This is a genomic window from Taklimakanibacter albus (assembly GCF_016595235.1).
GTDB classification, from domain to species: Bacteria; Pseudomonadota; Alphaproteobacteria; order Rhizobiales; family Aestuariivirgaceae; genus Taklimakanibacter; species Taklimakanibacter albus.
The window spans coordinates 808,353-830,077 of sequence record NZ_JAENHL010000006.1; the positions used below are offsets into that span (position 1 = coordinate 808,353).

Annotated in this window: 29 protein-coding genes; 20 read left to right on the top strand and 9 right to left on the bottom strand. The window is 58.7% G+C overall.

From position 1 onward, the window contains the following. Nucleotide 1: 1 nt before the first annotated feature. Genes JHL16_RS08585 through JHL16_RS08610 form a run of 6 tightly spaced genes read left to right on the top strand, consistent with a single transcriptional unit; the run spans nucleotide 2 to nucleotide 2,182 of the window. Nucleotides 2-463 (top strand): hypothetical protein, encoded by a 462-nt coding sequence (locus tag JHL16_RS08585; RefSeq protein ID WP_200184436.1) that lies wholly within the window; start codon nucleotides 2-4, stop codon nucleotides 461-463. Beyond that, nucleotides 463-852 (top strand): S24/S26 family peptidase, encoded by a 390-nt coding sequence (locus JHL16_RS08590; RefSeq protein ID WP_200184437.1) that lies wholly within the window; start codon nucleotides 463-465, stop codon nucleotides 850-852. Before JHL16_RS08585 ends, JHL16_RS08590 begins: the two co-directional genes overlap by 1 nt. Continuing rightward, nucleotides 849-1,220, top strand: coding sequence for a hypothetical protein (locus tag JHL16_RS08595; protein ID WP_200184438.1), 372 nt, complete (start codon nucleotides 849-851; stop codon nucleotides 1,218-1,220). The genes JHL16_RS08590 and JHL16_RS08595 overlap by 4 nt, the downstream gene beginning before the upstream one ends. After that, nucleotides 1,217-1,513, top strand: coding sequence for a helix-turn-helix domain-containing protein (locus JHL16_RS08600; RefSeq protein ID WP_200184439.1), 297 nt, complete (start codon nucleotides 1,217-1,219; stop codon nucleotides 1,511-1,513). The genes JHL16_RS08595 and JHL16_RS08600 overlap by 4 nt, the downstream gene beginning before the upstream one ends. After that, entirely contained in the window at nucleotides 1,503-1,865 is a 363-nt protein-coding gene (locus tag JHL16_RS08605; RefSeq protein WP_200184440.1) for a hypothetical protein, read from the top strand. The genes JHL16_RS08600 and JHL16_RS08605 overlap by 11 nt, the downstream gene beginning before the upstream one ends. A 2-nt stretch (nucleotides 1,866-1,867) precedes the next feature. Beyond that, on the top strand, nucleotides 1,868-2,182 hold the full coding sequence (locus tag JHL16_RS08610) for a hypothetical protein (protein ID WP_200184441.1): 315 nt from the start codon (nucleotides 1,868-1,870) through the stop codon (nucleotides 2,180-2,182). 139 nt (nucleotides 2,183-2,321) lie between these two features. On the opposite strand, the gene JHL16_RS08615 is transcribed toward JHL16_RS08610, so the two are convergent. After that, complete coding sequence (locus tag JHL16_RS08615) at nucleotides 2,322-2,768, bottom strand: hypothetical protein (RefSeq protein WP_200184442.1); 447 nt, start codon at nucleotides 2,766-2,768, stop codon at nucleotides 2,322-2,324. A 495-nt stretch (nucleotides 2,769-3,263) separates the two neighbouring features. Beyond that, the gene (locus tag JHL16_RS08620) at nucleotides 3,264-4,076 is read right to left on the bottom strand and encodes an SOS response-associated peptidase (RefSeq protein WP_200184443.1); all 813 of its coding nucleotides are present in this window, start codon (nucleotides 4,074-4,076) and stop codon (nucleotides 3,264-3,266) included. Between JHL16_RS08620 and JHL16_RS08625 the strand changes: the two genes are divergently transcribed. Beyond that, complete coding sequence (locus tag JHL16_RS08625; RefSeq protein ID WP_200184444.1) at nucleotides 4,042-4,536, top strand: hypothetical protein; 495 nt, start codon at nucleotides 4,042-4,044, stop codon at nucleotides 4,534-4,536. The two genes, JHL16_RS08620 and JHL16_RS08625, sit on opposite strands and share 35 nt — an antisense overlap. Nucleotides 4,537-4,545: 9 nt before the next feature. Further along, nucleotides 4,546-4,836, top strand: coding sequence for a hypothetical protein (locus JHL16_RS08630; protein WP_200184445.1), 291 nt, complete (start codon nucleotides 4,546-4,548; stop codon nucleotides 4,834-4,836). 585 nt (nucleotides 4,837-5,421) lie between these two features. Here JHL16_RS08630 and JHL16_RS08635 read toward each other — a convergent pair. The 3 genes from JHL16_RS08635 to JHL16_RS08645 form a co-directional block, all read right to left on the bottom strand. Then, on the bottom strand, nucleotides 5,422-5,622 hold the full coding sequence (locus JHL16_RS08635; RefSeq protein ID WP_200184446.1) for a ribbon-helix-helix domain-containing protein: 201 nt from the start codon (nucleotides 5,620-5,622) through the stop codon (nucleotides 5,422-5,424). A gap of 51 nt (nucleotides 5,623-5,673) precedes the next feature. Continuing rightward, the gene (locus JHL16_RS35510; RefSeq protein ID WP_420884530.1) at nucleotides 5,674-6,078 is read right to left on the bottom strand and encodes a GFA family protein; all 405 of its coding nucleotides are present in this window, start codon (nucleotides 6,076-6,078) and stop codon (nucleotides 5,674-5,676) included. A gap of 198 nt (nucleotides 6,079-6,276) precedes the next feature. After that, nucleotides 6,277-6,882: an isochorismatase family protein gene (locus JHL16_RS08645; RefSeq protein WP_281435995.1), complete on the bottom strand. Its 606-nt coding sequence runs from the start codon at nucleotides 6,880-6,882 to the stop codon at nucleotides 6,277-6,279. Between the two features lie 424 nt (nucleotides 6,883-7,306). On the opposite strand from JHL16_RS08645, the gene JHL16_RS08650 reads away from it, so the two are divergent. Together JHL16_RS08650 and JHL16_RS08655 are read left to right on the top strand one after the other, a co-directional pair. Continuing rightward, nucleotides 7,307-7,807, top strand: a complete 501-nt coding sequence (locus JHL16_RS08650; protein WP_200184449.1) for a YciE/YciF ferroxidase family protein — start codon at nucleotides 7,307-7,309, stop codon at nucleotides 7,805-7,807. Nucleotides 7,808-8,011: 204 nt separating this feature from the next. After that, nucleotides 8,012-8,509 carry a low affinity iron permease family protein gene (locus JHL16_RS08655; RefSeq protein ID WP_246770836.1) on the top strand — a complete coding sequence of 166 codons (498 nt, stop codon included), beginning with the start codon at nucleotides 8,012-8,014 and terminating at the stop codon, nucleotides 8,507-8,509. 83 nt (nucleotides 8,510-8,592) lie between these two features. Here JHL16_RS08655 and JHL16_RS34920 read toward each other — a convergent pair whose 3' ends face one another. Then, nucleotides 8,593-9,174, bottom strand: coding sequence for a hypothetical protein (locus JHL16_RS34920; protein WP_246770837.1), 582 nt, complete (start codon nucleotides 9,172-9,174; stop codon nucleotides 8,593-8,595). 120 nt (nucleotides 9,175-9,294) lie between these two features. Here JHL16_RS34920 and JHL16_RS08665 point away from each other — a divergent pair, with 120 nt between their 5' ends. The 3 genes from JHL16_RS08665 (at nucleotide 9,295) to JHL16_RS08675 (ending at nucleotide 11,347) form a co-directional block, all read left to right on the top strand. Continuing rightward, the gene (locus tag JHL16_RS08665; protein ID WP_200184451.1) at nucleotides 9,295-9,510 is read left to right on the top strand and encodes a hypothetical protein; all 216 of its coding nucleotides are present in this window, start codon (nucleotides 9,295-9,297) and stop codon (nucleotides 9,508-9,510) included. Nucleotides 9,511-10,369: 859 nt separating this feature from the next. Next, on the top strand, nucleotides 10,370-10,687 hold the full coding sequence (locus JHL16_RS08670; RefSeq protein WP_200184452.1) for a DUF1236 domain-containing protein: 318 nt from the start codon (nucleotides 10,370-10,372) through the stop codon (nucleotides 10,685-10,687). A 429-nt stretch (nucleotides 10,688-11,116) separates the two neighbouring features. Next, entirely contained in the window at nucleotides 11,117-11,347 is a 231-nt protein-coding gene (locus JHL16_RS08675) for a hypothetical protein (protein WP_200184453.1), read from the top strand. A gap of 734 nt (nucleotides 11,348-12,081) precedes the next feature. On the opposite strand, the gene JHL16_RS08680 is transcribed toward JHL16_RS08675, so the two are convergent. Together JHL16_RS08680 and JHL16_RS08685 are read right to left on the bottom strand one after the other, a co-directional pair. Next, entirely contained in the window at nucleotides 12,082-12,780 is a 699-nt protein-coding gene (locus JHL16_RS08680) for a thermonuclease family protein (RefSeq protein WP_246770838.1), read from the bottom strand. Nucleotides 12,781-13,064: 284 nt separating this feature from the next. Next, the gene (locus tag JHL16_RS08685) at nucleotides 13,065-13,526 is read right to left on the bottom strand and encodes an NUDIX hydrolase (RefSeq protein WP_200184454.1); all 462 of its coding nucleotides are present in this window, start codon (nucleotides 13,524-13,526) and stop codon (nucleotides 13,065-13,067) included. A 176-nt stretch (nucleotides 13,527-13,702) separates the two neighbouring features. Here JHL16_RS08685 and JHL16_RS08690 point away from each other — a divergent pair, with 176 nt between their 5' ends. From JHL16_RS08690 to JHL16_RS08700, 3 genes are all read left to right on the top strand, one after another. Then, nucleotides 13,703-14,044 (top strand): YciI family protein, encoded by a 342-nt coding sequence (locus tag JHL16_RS08690; protein WP_200184455.1) that lies wholly within the window; start codon nucleotides 13,703-13,705, stop codon nucleotides 14,042-14,044. 115 nt (nucleotides 14,045-14,159) lie between these two features. Further along, nucleotides 14,160-14,657 carry a Crp/Fnr family transcriptional regulator gene (locus JHL16_RS08695; protein ID WP_200184456.1) on the top strand — a complete coding sequence of 166 codons (498 nt, stop codon included), beginning with the start codon at nucleotides 14,160-14,162 and terminating at the stop codon, nucleotides 14,655-14,657. A gap of 106 nt (nucleotides 14,658-14,763) precedes the next feature. Then, entirely contained in the window at nucleotides 14,764-15,864 is a 1,101-nt protein-coding gene (locus tag JHL16_RS08700) for a helix-turn-helix transcriptional regulator (protein ID WP_200184457.1), read from the top strand. 1 nt (nucleotide 15,865) lies between these two features. Here the strand turns inward: JHL16_RS08700 and JHL16_RS08705 are convergent, their stop codons facing one another. Further along, nucleotides 15,866-17,545 (bottom strand): Na/Pi cotransporter family protein, encoded by a 1,680-nt coding sequence (locus JHL16_RS08705; protein WP_246770839.1) that lies wholly within the window; start codon nucleotides 17,543-17,545, stop codon nucleotides 15,866-15,868. A gap of 246 nt (nucleotides 17,546-17,791) precedes the next feature. On the opposite strand from JHL16_RS08705, the gene JHL16_RS08710 reads away from it, so the two are divergent. Genes JHL16_RS08710 through JHL16_RS08725 form a run of 4 tightly spaced genes read left to right on the top strand, consistent with a single transcriptional unit; the run spans nucleotide 17,792 to nucleotide 21,686 of the window. Then, nucleotides 17,792-19,105 (top strand): DUF3300 domain-containing protein, encoded by a 1,314-nt coding sequence (locus JHL16_RS08710; RefSeq protein ID WP_200184458.1) that lies wholly within the window; start codon nucleotides 17,792-17,794, stop codon nucleotides 19,103-19,105. A gap of 41 nt (nucleotides 19,106-19,146) precedes the next feature. Then, nucleotides 19,147-20,076 carry a DUF2950 domain-containing protein gene (locus JHL16_RS08715; protein ID WP_200184459.1) on the top strand — a complete coding sequence of 310 codons (930 nt, stop codon included), beginning with the start codon at nucleotides 19,147-19,149 and terminating at the stop codon, nucleotides 20,074-20,076. A gap of 41 nt (nucleotides 20,077-20,117) precedes the next feature. Beyond that, nucleotides 20,118-21,050 carry a formylglycine-generating enzyme family protein gene (locus tag JHL16_RS08720; RefSeq protein ID WP_246770895.1) on the top strand — a complete coding sequence of 311 codons (933 nt, stop codon included), beginning with the start codon at nucleotides 20,118-20,120 and terminating at the stop codon, nucleotides 21,048-21,050. Between the two features lie 48 nt (nucleotides 21,051-21,098). After that, on the top strand, nucleotides 21,099-21,686 hold the full coding sequence (locus JHL16_RS08725) for an HdeD family acid-resistance protein (RefSeq protein WP_200184460.1): 588 nt from the start codon (nucleotides 21,099-21,101) through the stop codon (nucleotides 21,684-21,686). Nucleotides 21,687-21,725 lie beyond the last annotated feature (39 nt).

Sequence of the window (21,725 nt, forward strand, 5' to 3'; positions counted from 1 at the left end):
CATGCGTAAGCGCAAGCGGAGCTTCGCCCCGAAGCGGGCATTGATCAGCGCCGCCGAATATCACGCGATTGAGGAGGAGGTTGAGCGACTGATTGCTGTTCTCGACTTGCTGGCGCCGGACCCCGACATGGAGCCGTCGCTTGCTTGGACCGACTATGAAGCCGTGCTGAACGGCGACGAGAACAGGCCCGACAAAGTTTCCAACGGCGACGACCGGGAGCTGGACGAAGCCGACGCGGAGCCCTCGCTAGGTGCTCCCGAGGTTATTTTCATTGGTCCCAAGGGCGGCTCATCCGTCACGCTTCAGATCGTGCGCAAGCAGAGGCCCGAGCTTTATCGAGGCGAGCCGGAGCGCACCAGTGAGTTTTCGCAAAACGTGTGGGCTAGGGGCGGCGCGGATGACCGCGAAGTGCAGTGCGAGGACGAAGGCGCGCAATGCGACGACGAAGGAGTGCAGGCTTAATGATCAAGCGTATCAACTGGTACAATCAGGCGGTTTATGAGGTGTTTCGGCCGGAGCTTGATCGCCGCGCCCGCATGTCGCCGGTCATTTCTGACAACATGGCTCCCACGGTCAATGTGGGCGACTTCATCATAGCCGTTCCCGCAGATCGATATGAGGGCGAGGGGCTCTATATCGTAGACGGCAATCTTTACCGGGTACAGTCATCCGGGAGCGTGAAGCGCAGCGAGCTATGGCTTATGCGCGACAATCCCCTTTATACGCCACGCGACGTGGTGACCTATGAATGGTTCTGCGCTCATGTCCTTGGCTACGTGACGGGGATTGTGCGCATTATCGACCCGCGCTTTTTCGAGCATCGCGCGCGGGCATTGGAGGCGGAGGCATGAGCTATCCGCTTCTGAGAGAGGTCGACGCCAGCGCGCCATGGCAGAGCATTCAGCCGCACACATTGATGAGCGCGGCCGATGAAAGGTTGCTCGCTCTCTATCCCCGCTGGTTCGCCGCTATGGCCGCTTGGGATGACGACGAGGGCTCCATGCTGCCGAGCTTTGGCACCGGAAAGCCCGCGCGGCTTCGCGACATGGAGCGGATCATGCTGGCCGCCGAAGGCCATGGGCCCATAGGCGCCATCATCAAGCTTTGCATCCATCGGACGCGAATGCGCACTGACGGATGCAGCGCGGCAAGCGAAGCCATCACGCTCCTCGCTCGCTCGATGGGCATTGAGCCCTACGGCAAAGAGGTTTCGACATGAGCGACTTCACCGAAGCGCAGATCCGGGCGAGCCTGGACGGCACATTTACCAGTGTTGGCGGCCGGCGCGCCGCCGTGCCTCCCGATTTCTCCCCGAGCCATGAGCAACCTTTTGCCGCCGCCGGCCGCAACTGGATCACCGAAACCAAGGCGCGCGCCATCCTTGCCCACGTCAGGACCGGCGCCACGTATCAGGCAACCGCTCGCCTGTTCAAGGTCAGCCACAGCACCGTCAGCGACATTTCAAGAGGCAGGACATGGAAGTGCCTGCAGGAGGCAAGTTATGGTCAGTAAGCGTAAAGTGTTGAAGGCGGCCGGGGCCGCTGCCGTCAATGGCATGGTCCCGGCCGCAACTGTCATCGTGACCGTCAAAGCGGTGGAGGCCGAAGGGCTGCCACCAGTCGCGCGCATTCCGCTCCCGCCTGATCCGATCAAGGAATGCGAGCGCCTCGCGGGTGAGCTCGCCAGGGCCATGAACAACGTGCGCAATGGAAATTATCGGATCACCATTCGCCACAGCCTGGGGTACGTGCAGATTGAGGACCATGCATTCCGGGTCCAGGAGGAGGGCCCCCTTGTGGGCACCGAAGCCTATGAGGAATGGGAGCAGAAGCGCGCGCTTAAGCGCCTCCTAGCGAGGGCTTGAGCATGACCGACAGCCCGCTTTCCCGTCGCCTGTTCATCGCCAAGGCCGCGCCTCTCATCGCTGCCACCACAATGCCGGCCGTCATCGGCCAGGCCGCTCCCGTCGATCCTGTCGAACACATGCGCGCCATCATCCGCCACTTCGACGCCCTGGCGCCGGACGCAGGCCGCTTCATGGTCCAGATCGGTGGGACGCGGGAGACGGTCGGATATGCCGCCTATGCCAATGTCTCATCGTGGGTGACCGACACTCGCTTGCGTGGCGGCGGCTATTGGCGCGATGATGCCACGGAACTGTCCCGCCGCTCCTGCTCCTGACAGCCCTTGTCATCGAGCCGCGCAACGTCGATGGCGCGCGAGTTGCTAGCCAAGATAAGATCAGTGGCAAGGTTGTTGGGGGAGCTTACGGCGTGGGTATGGGGAAGGTGACGCTTGCCCCGGGCACAGCTTTGCACGCTCAGAGTTCTTTGGCGAGCTTCTCCCAAGCATTTATGCCAGCTTCGGTCACGGCAAGAGTACCGCCCTTATCGCCTTCGTACACAACGTCCAAGAAGCCGCGAGCCTCCAATTGATTCGCTGTCTGAAACCCGCAATTCTTTATATTATTCCAATGGACGGGCACGCCTGCTCCATGAGCAACAAGTTGAATCAGAACTCCGCGCTCTCGTTTGCCGAGAGGCTTGCTTGCTAACGATGCTAGCCACTGCTCGTCGGCCGCATCGGAAGCATCGCTTACGCTCGATGATTGCTTGGGATAAGGGCCAAAGTCAATTTCGTGATCTAACTCAGTTTGATTGTATGTGTCATTGACGATGACGCGAAACTTCCCCGTCTCATTTAGTTCAATCACCAGGCGAGCGCCCTCTCTCTGAGCCGCCTTTATCAACGTCGTGATTTCTTTCATCGTGAAGCGCGCTTTGCTCCTCACAGCGCTTGACTCTTCTTCGGCCGCTTATGCTTCTTGGCTGCCGCTCTGGCCAGAAGCAACGCCCGGGTAGCCTCGTAACTTGACCCCGCTTTTGGCGGTTTGACGTGATACCGAGGAGGCGTGTTTCGTGGCCGCCGTCTGAGGGCTTCTATCAATTCTTCCACGTCGTCTCGGGTGAACACCATTTGTCGCCCGATTTTCCGGAAGCAGCCAACAGCTCTGGCTCGCTCGGCCATCAATCGCCTCCCAGGCCGCGCGGTCGGAGGAAACATCTCTATGATTTCGTCAAGACTATAGAGGCGCGGAAGCGTTGCTGCGGGCGCTGTGGGACTAAGCACAGAGTTTATGCCATCAGGTGGTTCGTTGGTCATATCGAGCCCCCGCCAAGTCACGTCGAGAGGCGGCATACTGAGGCGCTGGCGCAACGGCAGCGCAAGCGCAAAACCAAAACGCTCCACAGCATTAGATGATTTAGGCTTGCGTCGGCGCCCGCTCGATCAACTCCGGCCAGTCGTTCCTAACGTTGCCTACCTTTTTGTCTACGGGCCACGCGGTCATGCGCGAGACAGGGAAGGGCTTTAGCAGCGCCTTCAGCTCATTGTCGTTGGTCGGCTCCTCGCCAAGCCATTTCGGCCAATCGTCCTCATCCAGGATGACCGGCATACGGTCGTGGATCGGCTCCATCAGCTCGTTCGGTCCCGTGGTGATGATGGTGCAGCTTTTCAGCCATTCACCATTCACCGGGTTTTTCCAGCTCTCCCAGAGGCCGGCAAGCGGCATGATCTGATGATTGCCCATGGCGATGGCGAACGGTTGTTTGTCGGCCACGCCAGCACGGCGCCATTCATAGAAGCCACCGACAAGCACCAGGCAGCGCCGGCCAGCCTTCCATGCACCGCGGAACGACGGCTTGCTGTCGACGGTATCAGAGCGCGCATTGAAGGTGCTGAAGCCGCCCTTCATGTCCTTCGACCAAGAGGGAATGAGCCCCCAGCGCATCGGCTCGACCGTGCGGACGCCATCCTTTGAAGTCATCGTCGGGATAGGCGTCGTGGGCGGCACATTGTACCGGCGCGGGATACGCCAGATCCAGTAATCGCCCGGCCGGCGCCGAGCCGGATTGAGCTTAGTTTCGCTGACTTCATTCGGGTCGAAGATCCGGCCGCACATAATAGGAAATCTCGCCTGTTGACTCTCCTCATCCTGCCAGAGCATCTTAGAACAAACAAGGAACATGCTGGAGAGCGTAATGCGTATGGAAACCCAGGCGTCGCCCGAATTCATCACGGCCGCGATATTCAACCGCCTCGAAGGACCGGGGGCCAACCCTGTGGGCACCTACGACGAGCTGGAAGCCGACGAAGCTCCACCGGAAGTATTGAAAGACTGGACCACCATCCAAGAAGCTGTTGAGCGACTTCCGGCCAATGCTGTGGCTGCGCTCAGCGACATTTTGCGGGAACTCGATAGGCGCCATGACCAAGGCCGCGTTGCTGGGTTAGTGAGGGCTGCTCGTATCGCTCATCAGCGCTTGCAGATGCAGGAGGGCAGGGACCTTCTCATAGAGGCCGGCATTAGGTCCGCCGATGACTTGGAACTGAGCGGCGCCGATGGTCAGGACATCTATGCGTGCCTGGCGCTTTTTCATGATTGGTCAGCCTCAGAGGAAGAGGTAGCCGCCGCTATGCGCCGGAACCAGCCGACAGTCTTCCGAAGCGAAATGTTCAAATGCCTGACTGCGTAGGAGGTCGCCATGAACCTGGATTATCGCCAAGCCATCAAGGATGAGCAGTTTCCGAAGCTAGGCCCCCCGAAGCCCGAGGACATTCTAAGCGCCGTCATGAATATCTATCAGTTTGAGCGCGGCCTTATGATTGAAGACGATGAGGCGTACAACGACCTCTTTGCTACCGCCACGAAGCTGTTCCGACAGCACGACGCAGACGCTAAAGACGCGAGCGACCTTGTGGACAGGATATTGGCCGACATGCCCGGCACGGCAACTCATCGAGATCCAGCAATCAGCGGGCGCCTGCTCAATTGACAGAAGATGGCACCGAGGTGGCCGACTGGGGTCAACATCGCCCGTGACGAGGTAACGCTCGCTCAGGTGCAGCAGTTCAATTTGAACATGGTCTTGGAGTGCGTGGGCTGCGGACACAAGCGGTTGATGGACGTCCATCAGCTACTGAAGACGTGGGCGCCCGAAACCACGATGAAGCAAATTGCATGTGCGGCACGGTGCAAGCACCGGAGTTGCCGAGGCATCTATCGGGCTGAAGTTCTGTTCCGCACTGGCGACTACAAAGACGATTGGTGGCCCAGGACACCAATGCATAGGAGATAATGGTGGGAAATGGAAAATGGACTCGCTGGGGTCGGGGAAGCTGCGAGGGCCACACGCTCGAAATCGGGCCGTTGATCAACTTTACGCTCGTGCGCGAGGGGGATGGAGAATTACGAGTTTATGTCGCTTCCGCTCATACTCGAAGGCTAGACATTTATCCTTCGCTAGAACAATGCAAGGCGGCCATAGAGGAGAGGCTCGAACGGGACATGCGGAGCACGTTGGAATATTGGGCGATCTATCAGGCGAACAAGGCGAAGGGCAGAAAGTGAGCGGCCATATTTAGTTCAAATCCGGGTCCGTCTCATTGGGCGAAACGTATCCCATATGAATGCACCAATCTTGGAAGGCGTTGCGCAGAGCCACTGACCGACTTTCAAATTTCGTCTCTTCCAGCATGTAGCGGTCAAGAGCGGCTAGGAACCGGTTTGGGAGAAAGGTGACCACCCATTCGCCGGCACTATTATTGTCGTTGGCTGCCATATTCGATCCTCTCGGTATGGGTAGATCGGCGCCGCTTCAAACAAAGTCGAATCACCATTTTTCACTAGTGACCGTGCCTTCCAATTCTTTTCCCGCGTCAAACCAAGGCAATCTGCCTTCAATGCCGTAATGATAGTAGGGAGGAAGTTCCTTGCTAAGTGAAACACACCCCAAGTGGATGCCGACTTCATCCGAACCATCATATGCCAGGCATATCGGTGAGCCACAGACGCCGCAAAAGGAACGGACCGCGACAGGAGAGGAACGATATTCGGTAGGATGTTCTTTGCCCCACAACACGGCGGTCTTCTTAACCCACCCCAATACCGCCGCAGGTGAGCCTGTCGCGCGCTGACACATGGTGCAGTGACAATAATGCACACGCGGCTTTTCGTTTATGCGGAATTGAATCCGGCCACAAAGGCATGCGGCGTCATATGAAGTTGGGGCGTGCACCCAATCTAAACCTAAATGCAGCTGCCGGAGTTCCAACCGATGACCTAAGGGCCAATAGAATTACTAAGTCGTCCGAGGTAAGTGGTTCAAGCCTTCTGGCTTTAAGTCAGTGGGTGCGGCTCGTCATTCATACATCGCCGTCCCATTGTCTGACGAGCCGCTACAATTGTCTCCCGATTTGCCGACAAGCGATTAGGGTCATCCCCAGCTAGTCAGAAGCTCATTCACCCCAACCAGTTCTATCTGCTGATCGAAGCGAGGGAGTATCCCTTCAATCGCTGCCTGGTGGCCGACTTTATTGGGACTTGCCACAGCTTCTTCCACTACAACGACGCGGTAACCGACGTCGATAGCAGAGAAGATCGACGCCAGGACGCAAACATCAGCCTCCACTCCTGAGAAAATCAAAGTCCTGGGATGGCGCGCGAGAAGCTCTAAGCGGAATTGTTCGCTGGCAAAAATCGAGAATACGTGCCGGTCGATTGTAATTGCCTCCGGGCTCAAGCGTGACAATTCAGATACGATTGCGAATAGACGGGGATCCAATCGCGTCATCTCGGGGCAGTGTGCATACAGCCGTTGCCATTGGCCCGCGACCTCTCCGGGCTCTCGGGGGCACAGGAACCGAGTAAAAATCGTTTGGCGCGGCTTCGCGGCTGTTATTTCTCTAGCGGCGGGGAGGGCAATTGCCACCGCATCAGAGGCCCACGGGGTATCAGTAGCAAACAGCTTCTGCATATCCACGCAAACGTGGACAGCACTCGGTTCTATCGGTCCAAACCTCAGGCCCCTTATATGTTCCATTTCCTTGGATCCGGCGTCGGCCGTTAAGCTATCTCAGGACGTGGAGGAGGCTCAAATGTTGGAACGCCCGAAGTATGGTGCTCGTCTAGCTCCTGTTTCCATTTCGTAAGCGCCCCTGGCCGTCCCAGCACCCTGTCTGCCCACTCGGAAATACTTTCGGTGCTCTGTGGGGTTCCCGCTTCCTTGATCAGCTCAATGGCTGCTTCGCGAGCTACCCCTTGGCCCACCAGATAATTCTGGGCGTCCATATCTGTGTTTAAAGCGCATTCTAGCGCCGCGGTGATTTCGCTTGTCATGCCACCTTGAACGGCGTGCTCGGGCTCAAGTTCCAGCTCGTCTCCGGCATCAATCATGCGTAAGGAACCAATTGGCCGCAGTGAGATTAGTGCTCCGTAGTCCCCTCATCTTTTTAGGAGTACCCACCATGGCATTGGATACACTCGGTGCATTGTTCGAAGACACGCTCCGCGACATGTATTATGCGGAAAAGAAGCTCACCAAAATTCTTCCCAAAATGGCCAAGAAGGCGACCAGTGAGGAACTGGCGGATGCCTTCACTTCTCATGCCGAAGAAACTGCCGAGCAGGCTGCTCGTATCGAGCAGGTCTTCAAGATGCTCGAGAAGACGCCTCGCGCCAAGAAATGCGAAGCCCTTGAAGGCCTTTCCGCTGAAGGCGACCACGTTATGGAAGAGGCGGACGATGACAGCGTGATGGACGCAGGTCTGATAGCTAGCGCTCAGGCCGTCGAGCACTATGAAATCGCTCGATATGGCACTCTCATCGCGTGGGCAAATGAACTGAACATGCCGGATGCTGCCACTCTGCTGACGGAAAGCCTTGAGGAAGAGAAGGCGGCTGACGAGAAGTTGAGTGGGTTGGCAGAAACTGCAAATCCCGCGGCGGCTCAAAAGGAAGCAGCCTGAAAAAGGCTCAACGAGGGAACTCAGCCTGCGGAACTTCGTTGATTGGAGCCATGTAAAGTATCTCCCCTGAAAACTCGCTCGCCAATCTGAAAAGGTTGGCGAGCCTTTTTTGCGCGACCTTGCCGCTCTGCAGAGACAGAGGAACTAGGTGGTGGGTATTTCAATTATTGACCACCCAGTTCCGCCAGAGGAGCAATGCCCATCATGTCTGCTCAACCCAAAACCTGTAGATCCAGCTGGTCAGATACGTTTGCCAGATTCGCCGGCAAGGTAGCGTGGGCGGCAGGGAGTCCCGTAACATTCGGCGTGGCATTGGTGGCTCTTGCTGCGTGGGCGGCTGCAGGGCCCTTCCTGGACTATTCGACCGGCTGGCAGCTTCTGGTGAACACGGGCACAACGATAACGACGTTCCTGATGGTTTTCGTTATTCAAAACAGTCAGAACCGTGATGGACTAGCGGCGCAGATCAAGCTCGATGAAATCATTCGCGCAGTATCTGGAGCGAAAAACTCCATGATTGATCTGGAGTGCCTGACAGATAAGGAACTGGCTGAGCTTCGGGTAAAGTTCGCCGCCATTGCGGTTGAAGCTCGTCAACATGAGGAAAAGGTGGAGAAGAGGGAGGACGAAGTAAATGGGAACTCTCGGTTCAAGAATAATGGCAAAACGCCGAAGCATCCCCTGCATGGTTCGACTGCTTGACGGAGGTAGTCACCGGAGCGCCCTGCAAAGCTTGAGGCCCTGAGTGGAGCGACGACCGGACATCAAGGCGCACTTTTGGGTCTTCACTCCTTCCGCACCCCTTTATAGGGTGGCGCTTCTCGGTCCTTTTTCTGGGCCATGAACTCTCCCGATCCTTTGTCACGTTTGGTCCAGTGCTCCTCCCCTTCGATCTTTGTTTTTAGCTGAGAGCGCTTTCGGACTGCACCCTTTCGGGCGTTGTCGCCAGGAGGTTTGTTCACTGCCATTGAGAAACTCCTTCTATCGCAGGTATCGCAGGGAAGTTGCGAGAGCCACAGATAGTTCCATTCATTTTCGACTTCCGAGGGCGGGGCACATCCCGCGAGGCGGCGACGAAGCTTGAGGGCGCCAGCAGCGGGAAGTAAATCGTTGTCCCGGAACATTTTTGCAGCGCCGGAATTATCCATTCGTTGCCAACCCCATTGGCAGCCCCAACTACTAAAACCCGCTTCGGCGGGTTTTTCTTTGATTTGTAACTTTCTATTTGCCCGCAAGAGGCGTTCGATATTCGCCGAGGCCATCGGCCAGATTTGGGCTGTTGTGCCCCCTTCGCACCACGACGGATGCGGTTCGCCGGCTAGGGACGGCAGATTTATAATGGCGGGCCGCATCCGCCCCATCATCATTGCAATTCATCGGGCGTCTCAGGCTCTCACGCGGCGCGGCCTTGCTCATATCCGTCTTCACCTCTTGACAGCGCTCTCGCACCGCGCAAGGAAAGTTCCCTCAACTGGAAACCGTCACCAATGCCACGCCTATTCTTCGATCCAGCGGGAATGCAGCAACTGAGCCACGTGTACGACCGGGCGAAGAAGGCGCTGGAGCAACATGGGGCGTTGACGTCGGTTGATCTCGACTTGGTGGCTGCAAGGCTTCTTCGGGCGGCGGCGGATGGCATTCACGACGAAGAAGCGCTGTTGAGGGCTGCTCTGGGCGGGAAGCTGGACCCTTCGGCGCGATAATCAGCACCAATGGCCGCTCACTTTTTACGGCGCTTTCGATCGCGCCGCGCCTTCTGGTTCGCCTCGCAGATTCCAGCGTGGATTAGATAGAGCTCAGCGACCAGGCCGTCAGATGAGGCCGCAAATGCCTTTGCCCGTTTTACTATTTCGTCAGAATGGTTCGCTTTTTTCCTTAAGCGTTTCGGCATGTACACTCCCCGCCCCGGCTTCTCCGCAACGCGGCGTGAGGGAAAAAGTTTCCGGAGGGAAGTCACAAAAGTGCCGTGGAACTTTCACTTGAACTCCTGGCCGGCAGTTGCCAGCATTCCCCGGTGGGTCTCTTTCGAATGGAGGTGTCAATGTCAGCATCTTACCAGCCGACGGAAATCACCCTTCTTGCTTCGGTGCTGGAACTCGCGTCGGCCCAACAATCAGGAAATACTCGCGGCCCGGATCCTGCAGGAAGCAGAGAGGGGGGAACGCGACCCTGATCGCTTGCTTAGACGCGCCCTGCACATCTAGTTGGAACAATTCCCGGCGTGGATGAATTTGTAACTTGCGCAAAGCACGGCCCGTCAGGTCAGGGACGTTTAATCATCCTTGGTGCAAGCCTGGCGGGCCGGTATGAAGCTGATGCGCGGTTGGGGCCGTTAGGCGACACTCAAGGTACCTTTGCCGTCCTGCATCTGGCGGAAACTGACGCCAGCTTGCTCTTTCGGATGCGCGCAATGTGGGCACTCTCTGACTTCTTCCGTCCTTTCGATCAAGATACTCCACGCAGGAACAGTCGCATGGAGAAGACGTTAGGAAAGCCTATGGCCCGATACCTCGACGAGCCAGCTTATTTACTTTCGTCTCGAGGATCAGAAAGGACATGCTCATGCGTACGATTCCAGCAATGCTCATTGCGTCCACTTTGCTCTTTGGCGCGCCGCTCGCCCTGGCGGACGACTTCGTAATCGCCCCAGAAATCAGCCTGAAATTTCAGGATGAGGTGAAGGTGAAGAAGTATAAGTCCCACAAGTACGACGGCGATGTGAAGGTGGGCGTCGTGGTGCCGGGCGATGTGGAATACTACGACGTTCCCGATTCCATCGTCGTGGCTGAGCCCCGGTTCAAGAAGCATAAATATGTTTATCTCAACGACCACGTTTACATCGTGGACGGCGACCGTAGGGTCGTCGCCGTGGTTCGCTAGCAATTCGTAGTACCTCGCGAGGCTTCTGTTCTCGCGATTTGTGGGAAGCCCTGAGCACGCTCGGGGCTTTCTGCGTTTAAGGATCTAATCGGAACCTTCGTGAACGCTGTGGGTTGATAGAATGCTTGCATTCAATGCCCTCCCTCAAAAACTAGGCTCGCTCGGTTCGTCCTGGCGAGCCTCTTTTCTGAGGCGCAGTCGCAGATGCAAAAGCCCGGCCTCCTTCCGGGGGAGACCGAGCTTCGTTTGAGAGGCGAATGCCCCGCTTCGGTAACGAGGGCGATGTTTCCGAAAGCGATAAATTTTGCGCAGGTCCGCGCGAGTTGTCTAGTGAGAAAGTCTAACCCTGTGTTCCGACGGTCTTAGGATGCGTAGACTCGGTTTGTCCGGACGGGAGAAACTAGGAACGCTTACTGGAGTTAGGTGTCGATGGGCAGAAAGGACCACCTCATGCGGCGCTTAAGCGAGGTACGAAGCCGAGCGGAACAAGCCCATTTAAGCATTGTTGTTCATGGCCATGAGGCTGATAAATTAAGGGCGGCCGGGCTGGATGCTTCAGAAAGCTATAGGCGTATGAAGGCCGCTGAGAACGCCGAGCAAAAACTTCTCAAGGAAATGACCTGGATACTTGATCAACTCGACAGCCTAGAGATCGGGTAGGGGCCTGACTTTCGTCCCATCGTCTGGGCTCAAGCTCTGGACGTAAGAGGGCTGAGAGACGCCATACAGTCGGCCAACATGAACGTCGTGTGAGCCGTCTTCGTTCTCACCAACCTTGCCCATCGAATCATTCTGTCGTCTGTCGGCTGATAGGCGGTAACCGACCACAAATAGTGATGCGGCACGCTGCCTATCCTCGGCCGGTTGTCCTCGATGCGGTGCCCGCCATCGGGCGGCAATGGCTTCCGCCTCAGTGCAAAACCACCTCTCGCCCTTCGATGTGTCTATTCTCGTGGAAGCTTGCCCATCGGAGTCTCTTCGAAACTGTTAGCCGGCCGGCTCGCATTGACTGACCACTATTCCAAAGCTTCCCGCATAAAGCGGCACAGCAACCGACAATAACCCGAACTGAGGCTGATAGGTTGCGTAATACTGCTGGCCACGTGGGGTCTTCAAAACTGCTGTGCTAATGACAGGACTAATTTCGAACTCCCCCGCAAACATCTGGCAGGAGTTGTCATCACAGATTTCAATACCCTGATGTAAGTCGAGTAACACACGTTGTACCAGATCTATGGTTTCACACTTTTCGAGTGCGCAGGCGTGTCGCTTCACTGACTTGCACACCAGTTTCTGAGCATGCGCTGAAACTGATATAGAGACAGCGAATATAGTCAGCCAGATAACTCGACTAAACACTAGGTATCTCCTCCCGCGAATGGGTTCTTGTTTCTTCATCGGTACGGCGCCCGCCAGCCTGCCGCTATTGCCTCCGCCTCAGTGCAAAACCATCGTTCGCCCTTGGCCGGCTCGACGCGGGTGCGGGCATAGTGCCGTGACCATGGCGCGTGATAGATCCGCTCGCCCTTGGCGCTGACGTTCCCCTTGATCGGGCAATCCTTCGTTGGGACGATCTGCGCCGCGGTCTCCCAGCGCCTGGCGCGGTATTCCCAGGGCGGCTGCGTCTTTGACTGCCAGATACCGATCCTCTTGGCGCGAGGCGTCTCCTCAAGATGGCTGTAATCTGTCGAGTATTTGATGAACGCCCAGGCCAAGCCGGACGCGACGAGCTTGGCGCCGATGTCGGGCTCACCCTTGGTGGAGCATTTGCCGATCAGCCGCCCGTAATCGTCCCGCCCTCTTGGATCGCAAACCACCACTTTGCCCTCAGCCATGGCTGCCAGGGCTTTTATGGCGGCCCGCGAGCAATCCCAGGTGCCTTTCGGAAGCTGGCATTTCTGACCAGTCTCGGGTGCGTCGATACCATGAATGCGGACGACGATAGGCCTCGCAAACACTGTGCCACCGTCCATCATGACGCTGATGGTATCGCCGTCAATGATAGTGGCCTTGCCAGAGGCCGCGGCGGCATGAGCGGCGGGGCCTGGGATAAGGAGCACGAGGGCTGCAAGAACGAGGAGGGGTTTCATCATAGCGACATCTTGGCAGCTCACCGTACAGAAGGCAAAGCGCGGCGCCCAAGCAAGGTGAAATTCGAGACTTCGCGGCCAGGGTGCGACAACCTGTCATGCACAGGAATCAATGGCTGGCTACGCATGCGCCATCCGGTTGGCGCTGATGGGATTAATGTGGGGATAGAACATTTCAGAACATCTATCGGTATAATGATATCAAGGACTTAGATGAAGTATTGGGCGGTCTCCGTCTCCGCCAATATCCAGAAAAATTCAGAGTGTCCCAAGGGATGGGATGTTTCTCATGCTTTGCGCTCCCATGCGCCGGCATCTCTGAGCATGTCGGCGAGGTTCTCCGGAAAGATCGGATCTGAGGCTGTGGCCAGCTCAGCAGCAGAGAACCAGCGGTGTGCGGTCATGACCCTGTGCTCCACCTCGGTCCATTGATCATTGGAAACGGACAGATCCTCCACACGTATCAGGAAGAAGCGTTCATCGGCCCGCACAAATTCGCCATTGATCAACGGGAATATTGCTGTCCGTTGAGCGACCTCGGGCCCCGGATCATTGACAAGGAGGCCGGTCTCTTCCCGCAGTTCCCGGCAGGCCGCTTCCGCGTAGCTCTCGCCCTCATCGAGCGCTCCCCCCGGCGTTGCCCAATACGGTTCCCCGACGAGCCCGCCTCGTTTGGGTTCGAAAAGAAAGAGCAACACTTGCCCCAGCGCGTTGACAATCAATAGTCGAGAAGAAGGCCGTGCACGCATACGCCCAGGCTATCGCAATTGCGGTCATTTTTCGCGACCTATTGCCGGGTATTTTCTGCGGTACGCAGCAGGGCCAAAAAAGTTCTTGGTCGAATTGTCGATTTCCGGTCCGGTCCTTCGTCTGGTCAGTGAAGGTAGGGTAACCGGCCCGCCGAAACACAGCTACAGGAGAAGCCATGCCGCAATATCTGGTCGCCATTCACCATCCGGACGATTACGACCCGTTCGCCGCCGAGGACGAGGCGATGCACCGGGATATCGACGTGCTCAACGACGAGATGAAGGCCGCCGGCGTCACGGTTTTCGTCGGCGGCCTGCAGCCGGCACGCCGCGCGCGGTCGATCCGGGCGAAATCCGATGGCAAGGTGATCGTCACCGACGGGCCCTATCTGGAGACCAAGGAGCATATAGGCGGCTTCTGGGTGCTGGACGTCGCAGACCTGGACGAGGCGGTCGCATGGGGGCGCAAGGCCACTATAGCGTGTCGGGCGCCGGTCGAGGTGCGCCCGTTTTTCTGATCGGCAGACCGCGTCGGTCGCGTGCTCGCCCAAGGGTGCAATCTGTCCGCGATTGCCATCGGGTAAGATTTGGTGTTGGATCGCCGGCCTTCACAACCAGGAAAGAATCCACCCGATGGCGCTCATTCCGGACCTTGCCGAGTTCAAGAAAAGCCTGGCCGCTCTGCCGGTGTTGACAGTGGAGGCTGGACAGACCGTCCTGGCCGCCGGTTCAACGACCGGGCAGCTGTACATCCTCCGGCATGGCGTCGTCGAGATCGTCAGGGACGGCCATCGCATCGCCACCGTCTCCGAACCGGGGGTGGTGTTCGGCGAGCTCGCCATCATTCTGGACAAGCCGCATACCGCCGATGTGCGGGCGGTGGAACGGTGTGAGTTCCATGTCGCCAAGGCGTCCACGCTGCTGACGGAGAATGTGGCGGCGCTGCTTTATGTGTCGGCGATCCTGGCGCGCCGCCTCGACACCACCAACGAGGTTCTGGTCGGAATCAAACGGGACCTGGAGGCCGAAAATCAACCAGGGATGATCGCCAAGGCACTGGACAAGCTGGAAGAGCTGTTGAGCCCTGCAGGCTCCAATGCGGCGGCCTTCACTTATTATCCGATGCTGTGACGCGCCGACCGTCCCGGTCTCTTATCCTATCCTGTGAATCGAGCGTGCCGCTTGCGTGACGCGCCGGTTTGTTGTTGGCTTGATGCGGCACAGGACGGGGATGGGGTTGGACAGCCGCTTCGCCAGCATAGTCGACGAGATCTACGAAGCGGCCTTCATTCCGGAGAAATGGCTGCGCGTGCTCGATCTCATCAGCGCCACCGCGGACTGCGCCGGCAGCACGATGTTTCTCGCCGCGCGCGCGAAAACCCATTTTATCGCTTCCGATTGCCTGCTTCGAACCTATGAGGATTGCGTCAAGGCCGGCGTCATGGAACTGAGCCAGAATCCGCGCGCCAGCCGGATGCTGGCGAAGAACCATCCGGGCTTCATCACCGATACCGACGTCCTGTCCCTCGAGGAGATCGAGACCCACCCCATGTACCGTCTGGGCCTCCGGCCCACGGGCTTCGGCTGGGGGACGGGAACCTTTGTGCCCCTGATCAATGGTGACATGCTCGTCTTCTCCTGTGAGAAGTACTTCGACAAAGGCCCCGTCACGCCGGCCGGTGTTTCAGCGCTCGACGAATTGCGGCCGCATCTGGCGCGTTCCGCCGCCATCTCGGCGCGCGTGAGTTTTGAAAGAATGCGAGCGGCCATTGCGAGCCTCGCTGAAATCGGACTGCCTGCCTTCGCCGTCGATGGCGCGTGCCGCCAACTCGCGGAGAACAATCTCGTGGACGAGTTGCGGCAGTATGTATCTCACGGCGCCTTCAACACGGTCCAGTTCAGGGATCGCAAGGCCGACCGCCTGTTCAGGAACGCGATAAGATCGATCGACCGTGATGGTCCGGGGACCTCTCGCTCGTTCATTGCCTACAGGCCGGAGGACGATCTGCCCCCCGCGGTCATCCACGTTCTTCCCATTCGCAAGAATGCCCATGACATATTCGGCCGGGCAGAGGCGGTGGTCGTCGCCAACCTGCCCAATCCCGTCCGGCACCCCAATGCGGACATTCTGAACAATATCTTCGATCTCACGCCGGCCCAGTCGCGCGTGGCGCGTTCTCTCCTGAGCGGGAAGACGATTCAGGAAACGGCGAGCGAACTGAAGCTGTCACGGGAAACGGTCAAATCTCATCTCGATGCGGTCTTCGTGAAGACGGGGACGCATCGGCAGTCGGATCTGGTTATTCTGCTGTCTTCGCTTCTGATCCGTTCCGGATGATCTACGCGTCGGCCACGCGGCTTGAAAGAAGCTTGCCTTTCTCTTCCAGGACCGGATAGGCCGCCGCCGCGACGAGATGGGCGTTGATGAGCTTCAGGTCCCTGACGAGATCGAGATGCATGCTCGTCGTCGCCTGGGTCTCCTTCTTGCCCGCGCGCAACCGCGCGAAATGCGCATCCGTCGCCGAGCTCTCCAGGCTTCGGAAGCGCGCTTTTTCGTCGGCGAGCTTGCGCGCGGTTTCGGCGTCTTCGGTCATGAAGACCGTGCTTGCGGCCTGGAGATTCCAGGACAGCCGTTCCATCATGCCGCGGATCTCCGCGAAACCCTCAGGTGAGAAGGTGACGCCGCGCTTGATCCGCTTGGTGGCCTGCTTGAGGATGCTGTGGTCGATGACGTCTCCGGCGTGCTCGATATTGGTGATGAAGGTGAAAACCTCGCTCAGGCGCTTGCGATCGGCTTCGCTCAGCTGCTGATGATCTATCTCGGTCAGATAGGTCTTGATGGCCGCGTTCAGCTTGTCGAGCGCGTCATCGAGCTCCTTCACCTCGGCGACCTTCTCCTTCGACTTGGCCCCTTCCTCGAGGACGGCGCGCGTTCCGGCGATCATCGCATGGAGCACATCCACCATGCGAAGCGCTTCGCGTGAGGCATTGACGAGGGCCATCAGCGGCATGGCGCAGGCTGCCTTGTCCAGATAACGCGGCGTGCCGGGAGCCTCTTTGTCGGGCCGGTCGGGCATCAGGCGGCGCAGCAGGCTTTCGAAGGGCGTCAAAAACGGCAGCACGACGAGCGCGTTCACGAGATTGAAGGCCGTATGGAAATTTGCGACCGCGCGTCCCTTGTCGTCATCGATCATCAGGACCATCGGCGCCAGCCATGATGTCAGGGGGAAGGCGATCGCCACGGCGGCGGCGCGATTGATCAGATTGCCGACCGGCAGACGGAGCGCCGATGGATTGTCGCCATGCCGGGATTCAAGCCAGGGATTGAGGGCGGTACCCAGATTGGCGCCGAGGACGAAGGCGAGCGCGGTCTCGACCTGCACTATGCCCTGGCTCGCGAGCGACATCACCAGCAGCATCACCGCGACACTGGAATGGGCGAGCCAGGTCAGTATCGTGGCTATGATCAGAGCAAGCGCCGGCTGGTCGCTGATCAGCTTCGCGATGGCTTGGAAGGTCTGCGTGCTGTCGATCTTCTCGAGCTCGACGATCAGGCCGTGCAGAGCGATGAGCATCAGGCCCAGGCCGATGGCGACCCGCCCGAGGTCGTGGCCGCGTGTGGTCGGAAAGGAGCGGAAGAGGATCAGGCCGACCAGGATCAGGGCAGGGGCCGCCTGGGCGATGTCGAAGGACAGCACTTGAACGATGAGAGTGGTGCCGACATTCGCGCCCAGCATGACCGCCAGCGCCGACGACAGGGGCACTATCCCATAGGCGACGAAGCTTGCCGCCATGAGGCCGACGGCGGTGCTGCTTTGGAGCAAGGTCGTGATGCCGACGCCCGCCGCAAAGGCTCGCAGGCGGTTCTTCAAGGCCGAGCCCAGAACGGTCTTCAGGCTGGGCCCGAAAGCCTTTTGCAGGCCTGACTGCACCATGTGGACGCCCCACAGCAGCAGGGCGATAAGCCCGGCAAGGTTGATGAGGGTGACGAAGGGGGCCATTTGTGCGGAAAGATCCATATCGAGTCTGCTATAACCACATGATTTTTATGGAAATGTTATGTCATCAAACTGTCATGTTCGCCCAATTTGAGCGCTTTGCAACCCGAAATTTTCCAGCGGAGTGGGCCTTTCAAGAGCTCGGCGTGAGATGATGTAGGGCCTTGGTCCAACTATCCGCCTCTCGCATTTTCAGGACAAAATTCACCCCGCGCGGCGTTCCTGCCGTCGCCAAGAGAAATGGCGTCTTTTCAGGAGGCTCCGAACATGCCCTTGCGCGGTTGGATCAAATTTCTTGGCGCGGCCGTCGCCGTCTCAGCCTTCATCACGCTTCAGCCCGGGGATCGCAGTCTGGCGCAGACGACCGGCGACCAGGCGGCGGCGACACAGCCGGCCGCCAATCAACCCAAGCTCCTCTCCGAGGACGAGCTCGAAACGCTGGTGGCGCGTGTCGCGCTCTATCCGGATGATCTCGTCGCTTTGGTCATGGCCGGATCCCTCTACCCGCTGCAGATCGTCCAGGCGCAGCGTTATCTGGGCGACGTCAAGGCGAAGCCCGATCTCAAGCCCGATTCCTCCTGGGATGGCAGCGTCGTCTCGCTCCTCAACTATCCGCAGATCGTCAAGATGATGAATGACGACCTCGACTGGACCCAGGCGATGGGCGATGCGGTCGTCAACCAGCAGAAGGACGTTCTGATCGCGATCCAGCAATTGCGCGACACGGCGGTGGCCAATGGCGTGATCAAGAGCGACGACAAGGTCATCGTCGAGAAGCAGAAGGACAATATCGTCATCAAGCCGGCGAAGAAGGAAGTCACCTATGTGCCGCAATATGATCCGGTGATCCTGACGAGCCCCACCTATGTCGCAGCGGCACCGATCTATTACGGCGATCCGTACCCGTCCTATTATTATCCCTACGCGCCCTATTGGGCGGGTTTCGTCACCGGCGCCGTCTTCGGCGCGGTCGTCGACTGGGACAATTGGCATTCCTGGGGCGGCGACGTCGATATCGACATCAACGACATCGATATCAACAACTTCAGATGGGACAAGAACAAGATCAACAACATCAATTGGGATAACAAGAAGTTCAATTTCGATCGCGACTCGATTGCCAATAATCTGAAGCAGAACAAGCTGGATCGTCTCGATCGCAAGCCCAATCTCGATCGCTCGAAACTCTCCAACCTGCCGGGCGGCGGCAAGATCACCGGCCGCGATGTCCGGCGCGACGTCCAGCAAGGCCTGAAGCAGAAAGGCGCCGGAAACCTGGCCGGCAAAGGCGGCAATCTCCCCGGCAAGTCCGCCAAGAATCTGCCTGGCAAGGGCGCCGGCAATCTCGGCGGCCAGACCGCAAAGATCAACCGGCCGGCCCGCAACAAGGGCGCCGGCGCCAATCGCCCGGCGAACCGTCCCGCCGCCAAGATCGACAAACGACCGCGGCAGATGTCGGGCCTCGGCGATTATGGCCGTGGCCGCGAAGCGCGTTCCTTCTCGCAACGCGGCGGCATCAGCCGTGGCGGTGGCGGCGGAAGAGGGGGATTTGGCGGTGGCCACCGCATTAGGCGGCGTTGATGTGCCGGGAAGACATGCCCTGTTTCTCCAGGAGGATACTTATGTATCGCAAATCTCTCCTCTCGCTTCTCACCGCCGCCCTTGTGGTCGGCACGGCGAGCCTCTCCGTGGCTTGGGCTGCAACCAAATCGATCGAGCGCTTCATCGGGGCGGAGCCTGAGACCTTCAAGGAAGCGTCCGAGGCCGTCGATGCGTTCAAGACGAAGATGAGCGCCAAGGACATCCCTGGGCTCGCTCATCTCATCGGCCTCAATGCCGATGAGATCGCCAAGACCGAGGACTTCGATTCACGCTTGTCGGAGTTGCAGGCGGCCGCCAAGGAGCGCGTCGGCGTCGAGGAGCCGGCGCCGGACAAGCGGGTGATCGTGCTCGGCCATCTGTTGTGGCCGTTTCCCTTTCCGCTGGTGAAGAGCGACAAGGGCTGGCAGTTCGACACGGTCGGCGGCCTCGAAGAGGTCCTGGCCCGCCGTGTCGGCGAGAACGAGCTGGAAGCGATCGGGAATTGCCGTAACTATATCGAGGCTCAGCAGGACTATGCGAGCGATGATCGCGACGGCGACAATGTCCTGGAATTCGCCCAGAAGCTGATGAGCAGCGAAGGCGAGCATGACGGCCTCTATTGGCCGAGCACCGGTGACGAGGAAAGTCCCGCCGGCCCCTTCGTCGTCGAAGCAAAGCTTCAGGGGGCGCAAGCCGATCAAGGTTATTACGGCTATCGCTACCGCATCCTCAAAGGCCAGGGCAAGAACATTGCCGGCGGCCAGTATGACTATGTGATCAACGGCAATATGATCGCAGGCTACGCGCTCGTCGCCTGGCCGGTGAGATATGGTGAGACCGGGATCAAGACCTTCGTCGTAAGTCATCACGGTACGATCTACGAGAAGGATCTGGGCCCCGATACAGCGAAGCTTGCCGAGCAGATCACGCGCTTCAACCCGGACAAGAGCTGGGAGGAGGTCGACGATTGAGCGCGCTTGACGAGGCCGTCGGCTCGGCCGACCCTGAAGGCATGTCAGACGCGCCCTTCGACGGAATGAGGTGGATTCCGGGCGGCACGTTCCTCATGGGATCGGACCGTCATTACCCTGAAGAAGCGCCCGTCCACAAAGTGAGCGTCGGCGGCTTCTGGATCGATGCCTGTGCCGTCACCAATGACGATTTCGCCCGCTTTGTCGCGGCGACGGGCTATGTGACCTCGGCGGAGAGACCCGCCGATCCGCGTGACTATCCGGGCGCCAAGCCGGAACTTCTGGCGCCATCGTCGGTGATGTTCAAAAAGCCGGCGCAGCGCGTCGATCTCGGCAATCACTATAATTGGTGGATCTATGTGCGTGGCGCCGATTGGCGTCATCCGCGTGGACCCGCCAGCAGCATCAAGACGCTGGGCGCTCATCCGGTGGTCCATGTCGCCTATGAGGACGTGGAAGCCTATGCGGCCTGGGCCGGCAAGGAGATTCCGACCGAGGCGGAATGGGAGTTCGCCGCGCGCGGCGGTCTCGATGGCGCGGACTATTGCTGGGGTGACGACCTCATGCCGGATGGAAGCTTCATGGCCAATACCTGGCAGGGCGAGTTTCCTTGGCAGAACAAGATCGAGGACGGGTATGAATGGACGGCGCCGGTCGGCTCGTTTCCTGCCAATGGCTATGGTCTCCACGAAATGGCCGGCAATGTCTGGGAGTGGACGGCGGACTGGTATCAGACGCATGACCGCATCGACAGCCCATGCTGCACACTCGACAATCCGCGCGGCGGTGTGCGTGAAGAGAGCATCGCCGCCGATCAGGCGCAGGTGAAGATTCCGCGCAAGGTCATGAAGGGCGGCTCTTATCTCTGCGCGCCGAATTACTGTCGCCGCTACCGGCCGGCGGCGCGCATGGCGCAGCCCATCGATACATCGACCTGTCATCTGGGCTTCCGCTGCATCCGGCGCGTAGCCTGAAGGTGATGTGCTTGCCGTGAATGACCATTCAATCGAGGAGAGGCGCTGATGGCGAAGCAAGACGACTCCACTTTGACAATTCCGGTCATGGGGCTGCATGCGCTGGCCAGAAACTGGTGGCTGTTGCTGCTGCGCGGCATCGCGGCCATCCTGTTCGGTCTGCTGGCCTTCGCCTGGCCGGGCATCACCTTGATCTCGCTCGTCATCCTTTACGGCTTCTATGCTTTATTCGACGGGCTGTTCGCCATTCTCGCCGCCATCAAAGGCGGCAATGCCGAATCCAGATGGTGGCTGATCCTGATCGGAATTCTCGGTGTCGCCGCGGGCCTCCTCACTTTCTTCTGGACCGGCATCACGGCTCTGGTGCTGACGATGTTCATCGGCGCCTGGGCGCTCATCCATGGCATCTTCGAGATCATCGGCGCCATCAAGATCCGCAAGGAGATCGACAATGAATGGTGGCTCATTCTGTCGGGCGCGCTTTCGGTGCTTTTCGGCCTGGCGATCCTGATCATGCCGGGGGCGGGCGCCCTGGCGCTCATCTGGGTCATCGGGGCTTATGCGATCGTCTTTGGCGGCATGCTGGTCGGTTTCGCCTTCCGGCTCAAGAAGCACAGCCACGCGGACAAGTCATAAACGCTGGAGGATCCGTCCATGATGCCTGGTTTCACCCGG

Bases quoted from the DNA above. Each gene is read 5' to 3' on its own strand.
- JHL16_RS08685 (WP_200184454.1), bottom strand. From the start codon at position 13,526: ATGCGTGCACGGCCTTCTTCTCGACTATTGATTGTCAACGCGCTGGGG.
- JHL16_RS08695 (WP_200184456.1), top strand. From the start codon at position 14,160: ATGGCGCTCATTCCGGACCTTGCCGAGTTCAAGAAAAGCCTGGCCGCT.
- JHL16_RS08655 (WP_246770836.1), top strand. From the start codon at position 8,012: ATGTCTGCTCAACCCAAAACCTGTAGATCCAGCTGGTCAGATACGTTT.
- JHL16_RS34920 (WP_246770837.1), bottom strand. From the start codon at position 9,174: ATGATGATGGGGCGGATGCGGCCCGCCATTATAAATCTGCCGTCCCTA.
- JHL16_RS08670 (WP_200184452.1), top strand. From the start codon at position 10,370: ATGCGTACGATTCCAGCAATGCTCATTGCGTCCACTTTGCTCTTTGGC.
- JHL16_RS08675 (WP_200184453.1), top strand. From the start codon at position 11,117: ATGGGCAGAAAGGACCACCTCATGCGGCGCTTAAGCGAGGTACGAAGC.
- JHL16_RS08590 (WP_200184437.1), top strand. From the start codon at position 463: ATGATCAAGCGTATCAACTGGTACAATCAGGCGGTTTATGAGGTGTTT.
- JHL16_RS08595 (WP_200184438.1), top strand. From the start codon at position 849: ATGAGCTATCCGCTTCTGAGAGAGGTCGACGCCAGCGCGCCATGGCAG.
- JHL16_RS08615 (WP_200184442.1), bottom strand. From the start codon at position 2,768: ATGAAAGAAATCACGACGTTGATAAAGGCGGCTCAGAGAGAGGGCGCT.
- JHL16_RS08650 (WP_200184449.1), top strand. From the start codon at position 7,307: ATGGCATTGGATACACTCGGTGCATTGTTCGAAGACACGCTCCGCGAC.
- JHL16_RS08620 (WP_200184443.1), bottom strand. From the start codon at position 4,076: ATGAATTCGGGCGACGCCTGGGTTTCCATACGCATTACGCTCTCCAGC.
- JHL16_RS08600 (WP_200184439.1), top strand. From the start codon at position 1,217: ATGAGCGACTTCACCGAAGCGCAGATCCGGGCGAGCCTGGACGGCACA.
- JHL16_RS08710 (WP_200184458.1), top strand. From the start codon at position 17,792: ATGCCCTTGCGCGGTTGGATCAAATTTCTTGGCGCGGCCGTCGCCGTC.
- JHL16_RS08610 (WP_200184441.1), top strand. From the start codon at position 1,868: ATGACCGACAGCCCGCTTTCCCGTCGCCTGTTCATCGCCAAGGCCGCG.
- JHL16_RS08705 (WP_246770839.1), bottom strand. From the start codon at position 17,545: ATGGATCTTTCCGCACAAATGGCCCCCTTCGTCACCCTCATCAACCTT.
- JHL16_RS08680 (WP_246770838.1), bottom strand. From the start codon at position 12,780: ATGATGAAACCCCTCCTCGTTCTTGCAGCCCTCGTGCTCCTTATCCCA.
- JHL16_RS08720 (WP_246770895.1), top strand. From the start codon at position 20,118: ATGTCAGACGCGCCCTTCGACGGAATGAGGTGGATTCCGGGCGGCACG.
- JHL16_RS08605 (WP_200184440.1), top strand. From the start codon at position 1,503: ATGGTCAGTAAGCGTAAAGTGTTGAAGGCGGCCGGGGCCGCTGCCGTC.
- JHL16_RS08725 (WP_200184460.1), top strand. From the start codon at position 21,099: ATGGCGAAGCAAGACGACTCCACTTTGACAATTCCGGTCATGGGGCTG.
- JHL16_RS08635 (WP_200184446.1), bottom strand. From the start codon at position 5,622: ATGGCAGCCAACGACAATAATAGTGCCGGCGAATGGGTGGTCACCTTT.
- JHL16_RS08665 (WP_200184451.1), top strand. From the start codon at position 9,295: ATGCCACGCCTATTCTTCGATCCAGCGGGAATGCAGCAACTGAGCCAC.
- JHL16_RS08645 (WP_281435995.1), bottom strand. From the start codon at position 6,882: ATGGAACATATAAGGGGCCTGAGGTTTGGACCGATAGAACCGAGTGCT.
- JHL16_RS08585 (WP_200184436.1), top strand. From the start codon at position 2: ATGCGTAAGCGCAAGCGGAGCTTCGCCCCGAAGCGGGCATTGATCAGC.
- JHL16_RS08630 (WP_200184445.1), top strand. From the start codon at position 4,546: ATGAACCTGGATTATCGCCAAGCCATCAAGGATGAGCAGTTTCCGAAG.
- JHL16_RS08625 (WP_200184444.1), top strand. From the start codon at position 4,042: ATGCGTATGGAAACCCAGGCGTCGCCCGAATTCATCACGGCCGCGATA.
- JHL16_RS08715 (WP_200184459.1), top strand. From the start codon at position 19,147: ATGTATCGCAAATCTCTCCTCTCGCTTCTCACCGCCGCCCTTGTGGTC.
- JHL16_RS08690 (WP_200184455.1), top strand. From the start codon at position 13,703: ATGCCGCAATATCTGGTCGCCATTCACCATCCGGACGATTACGACCCG.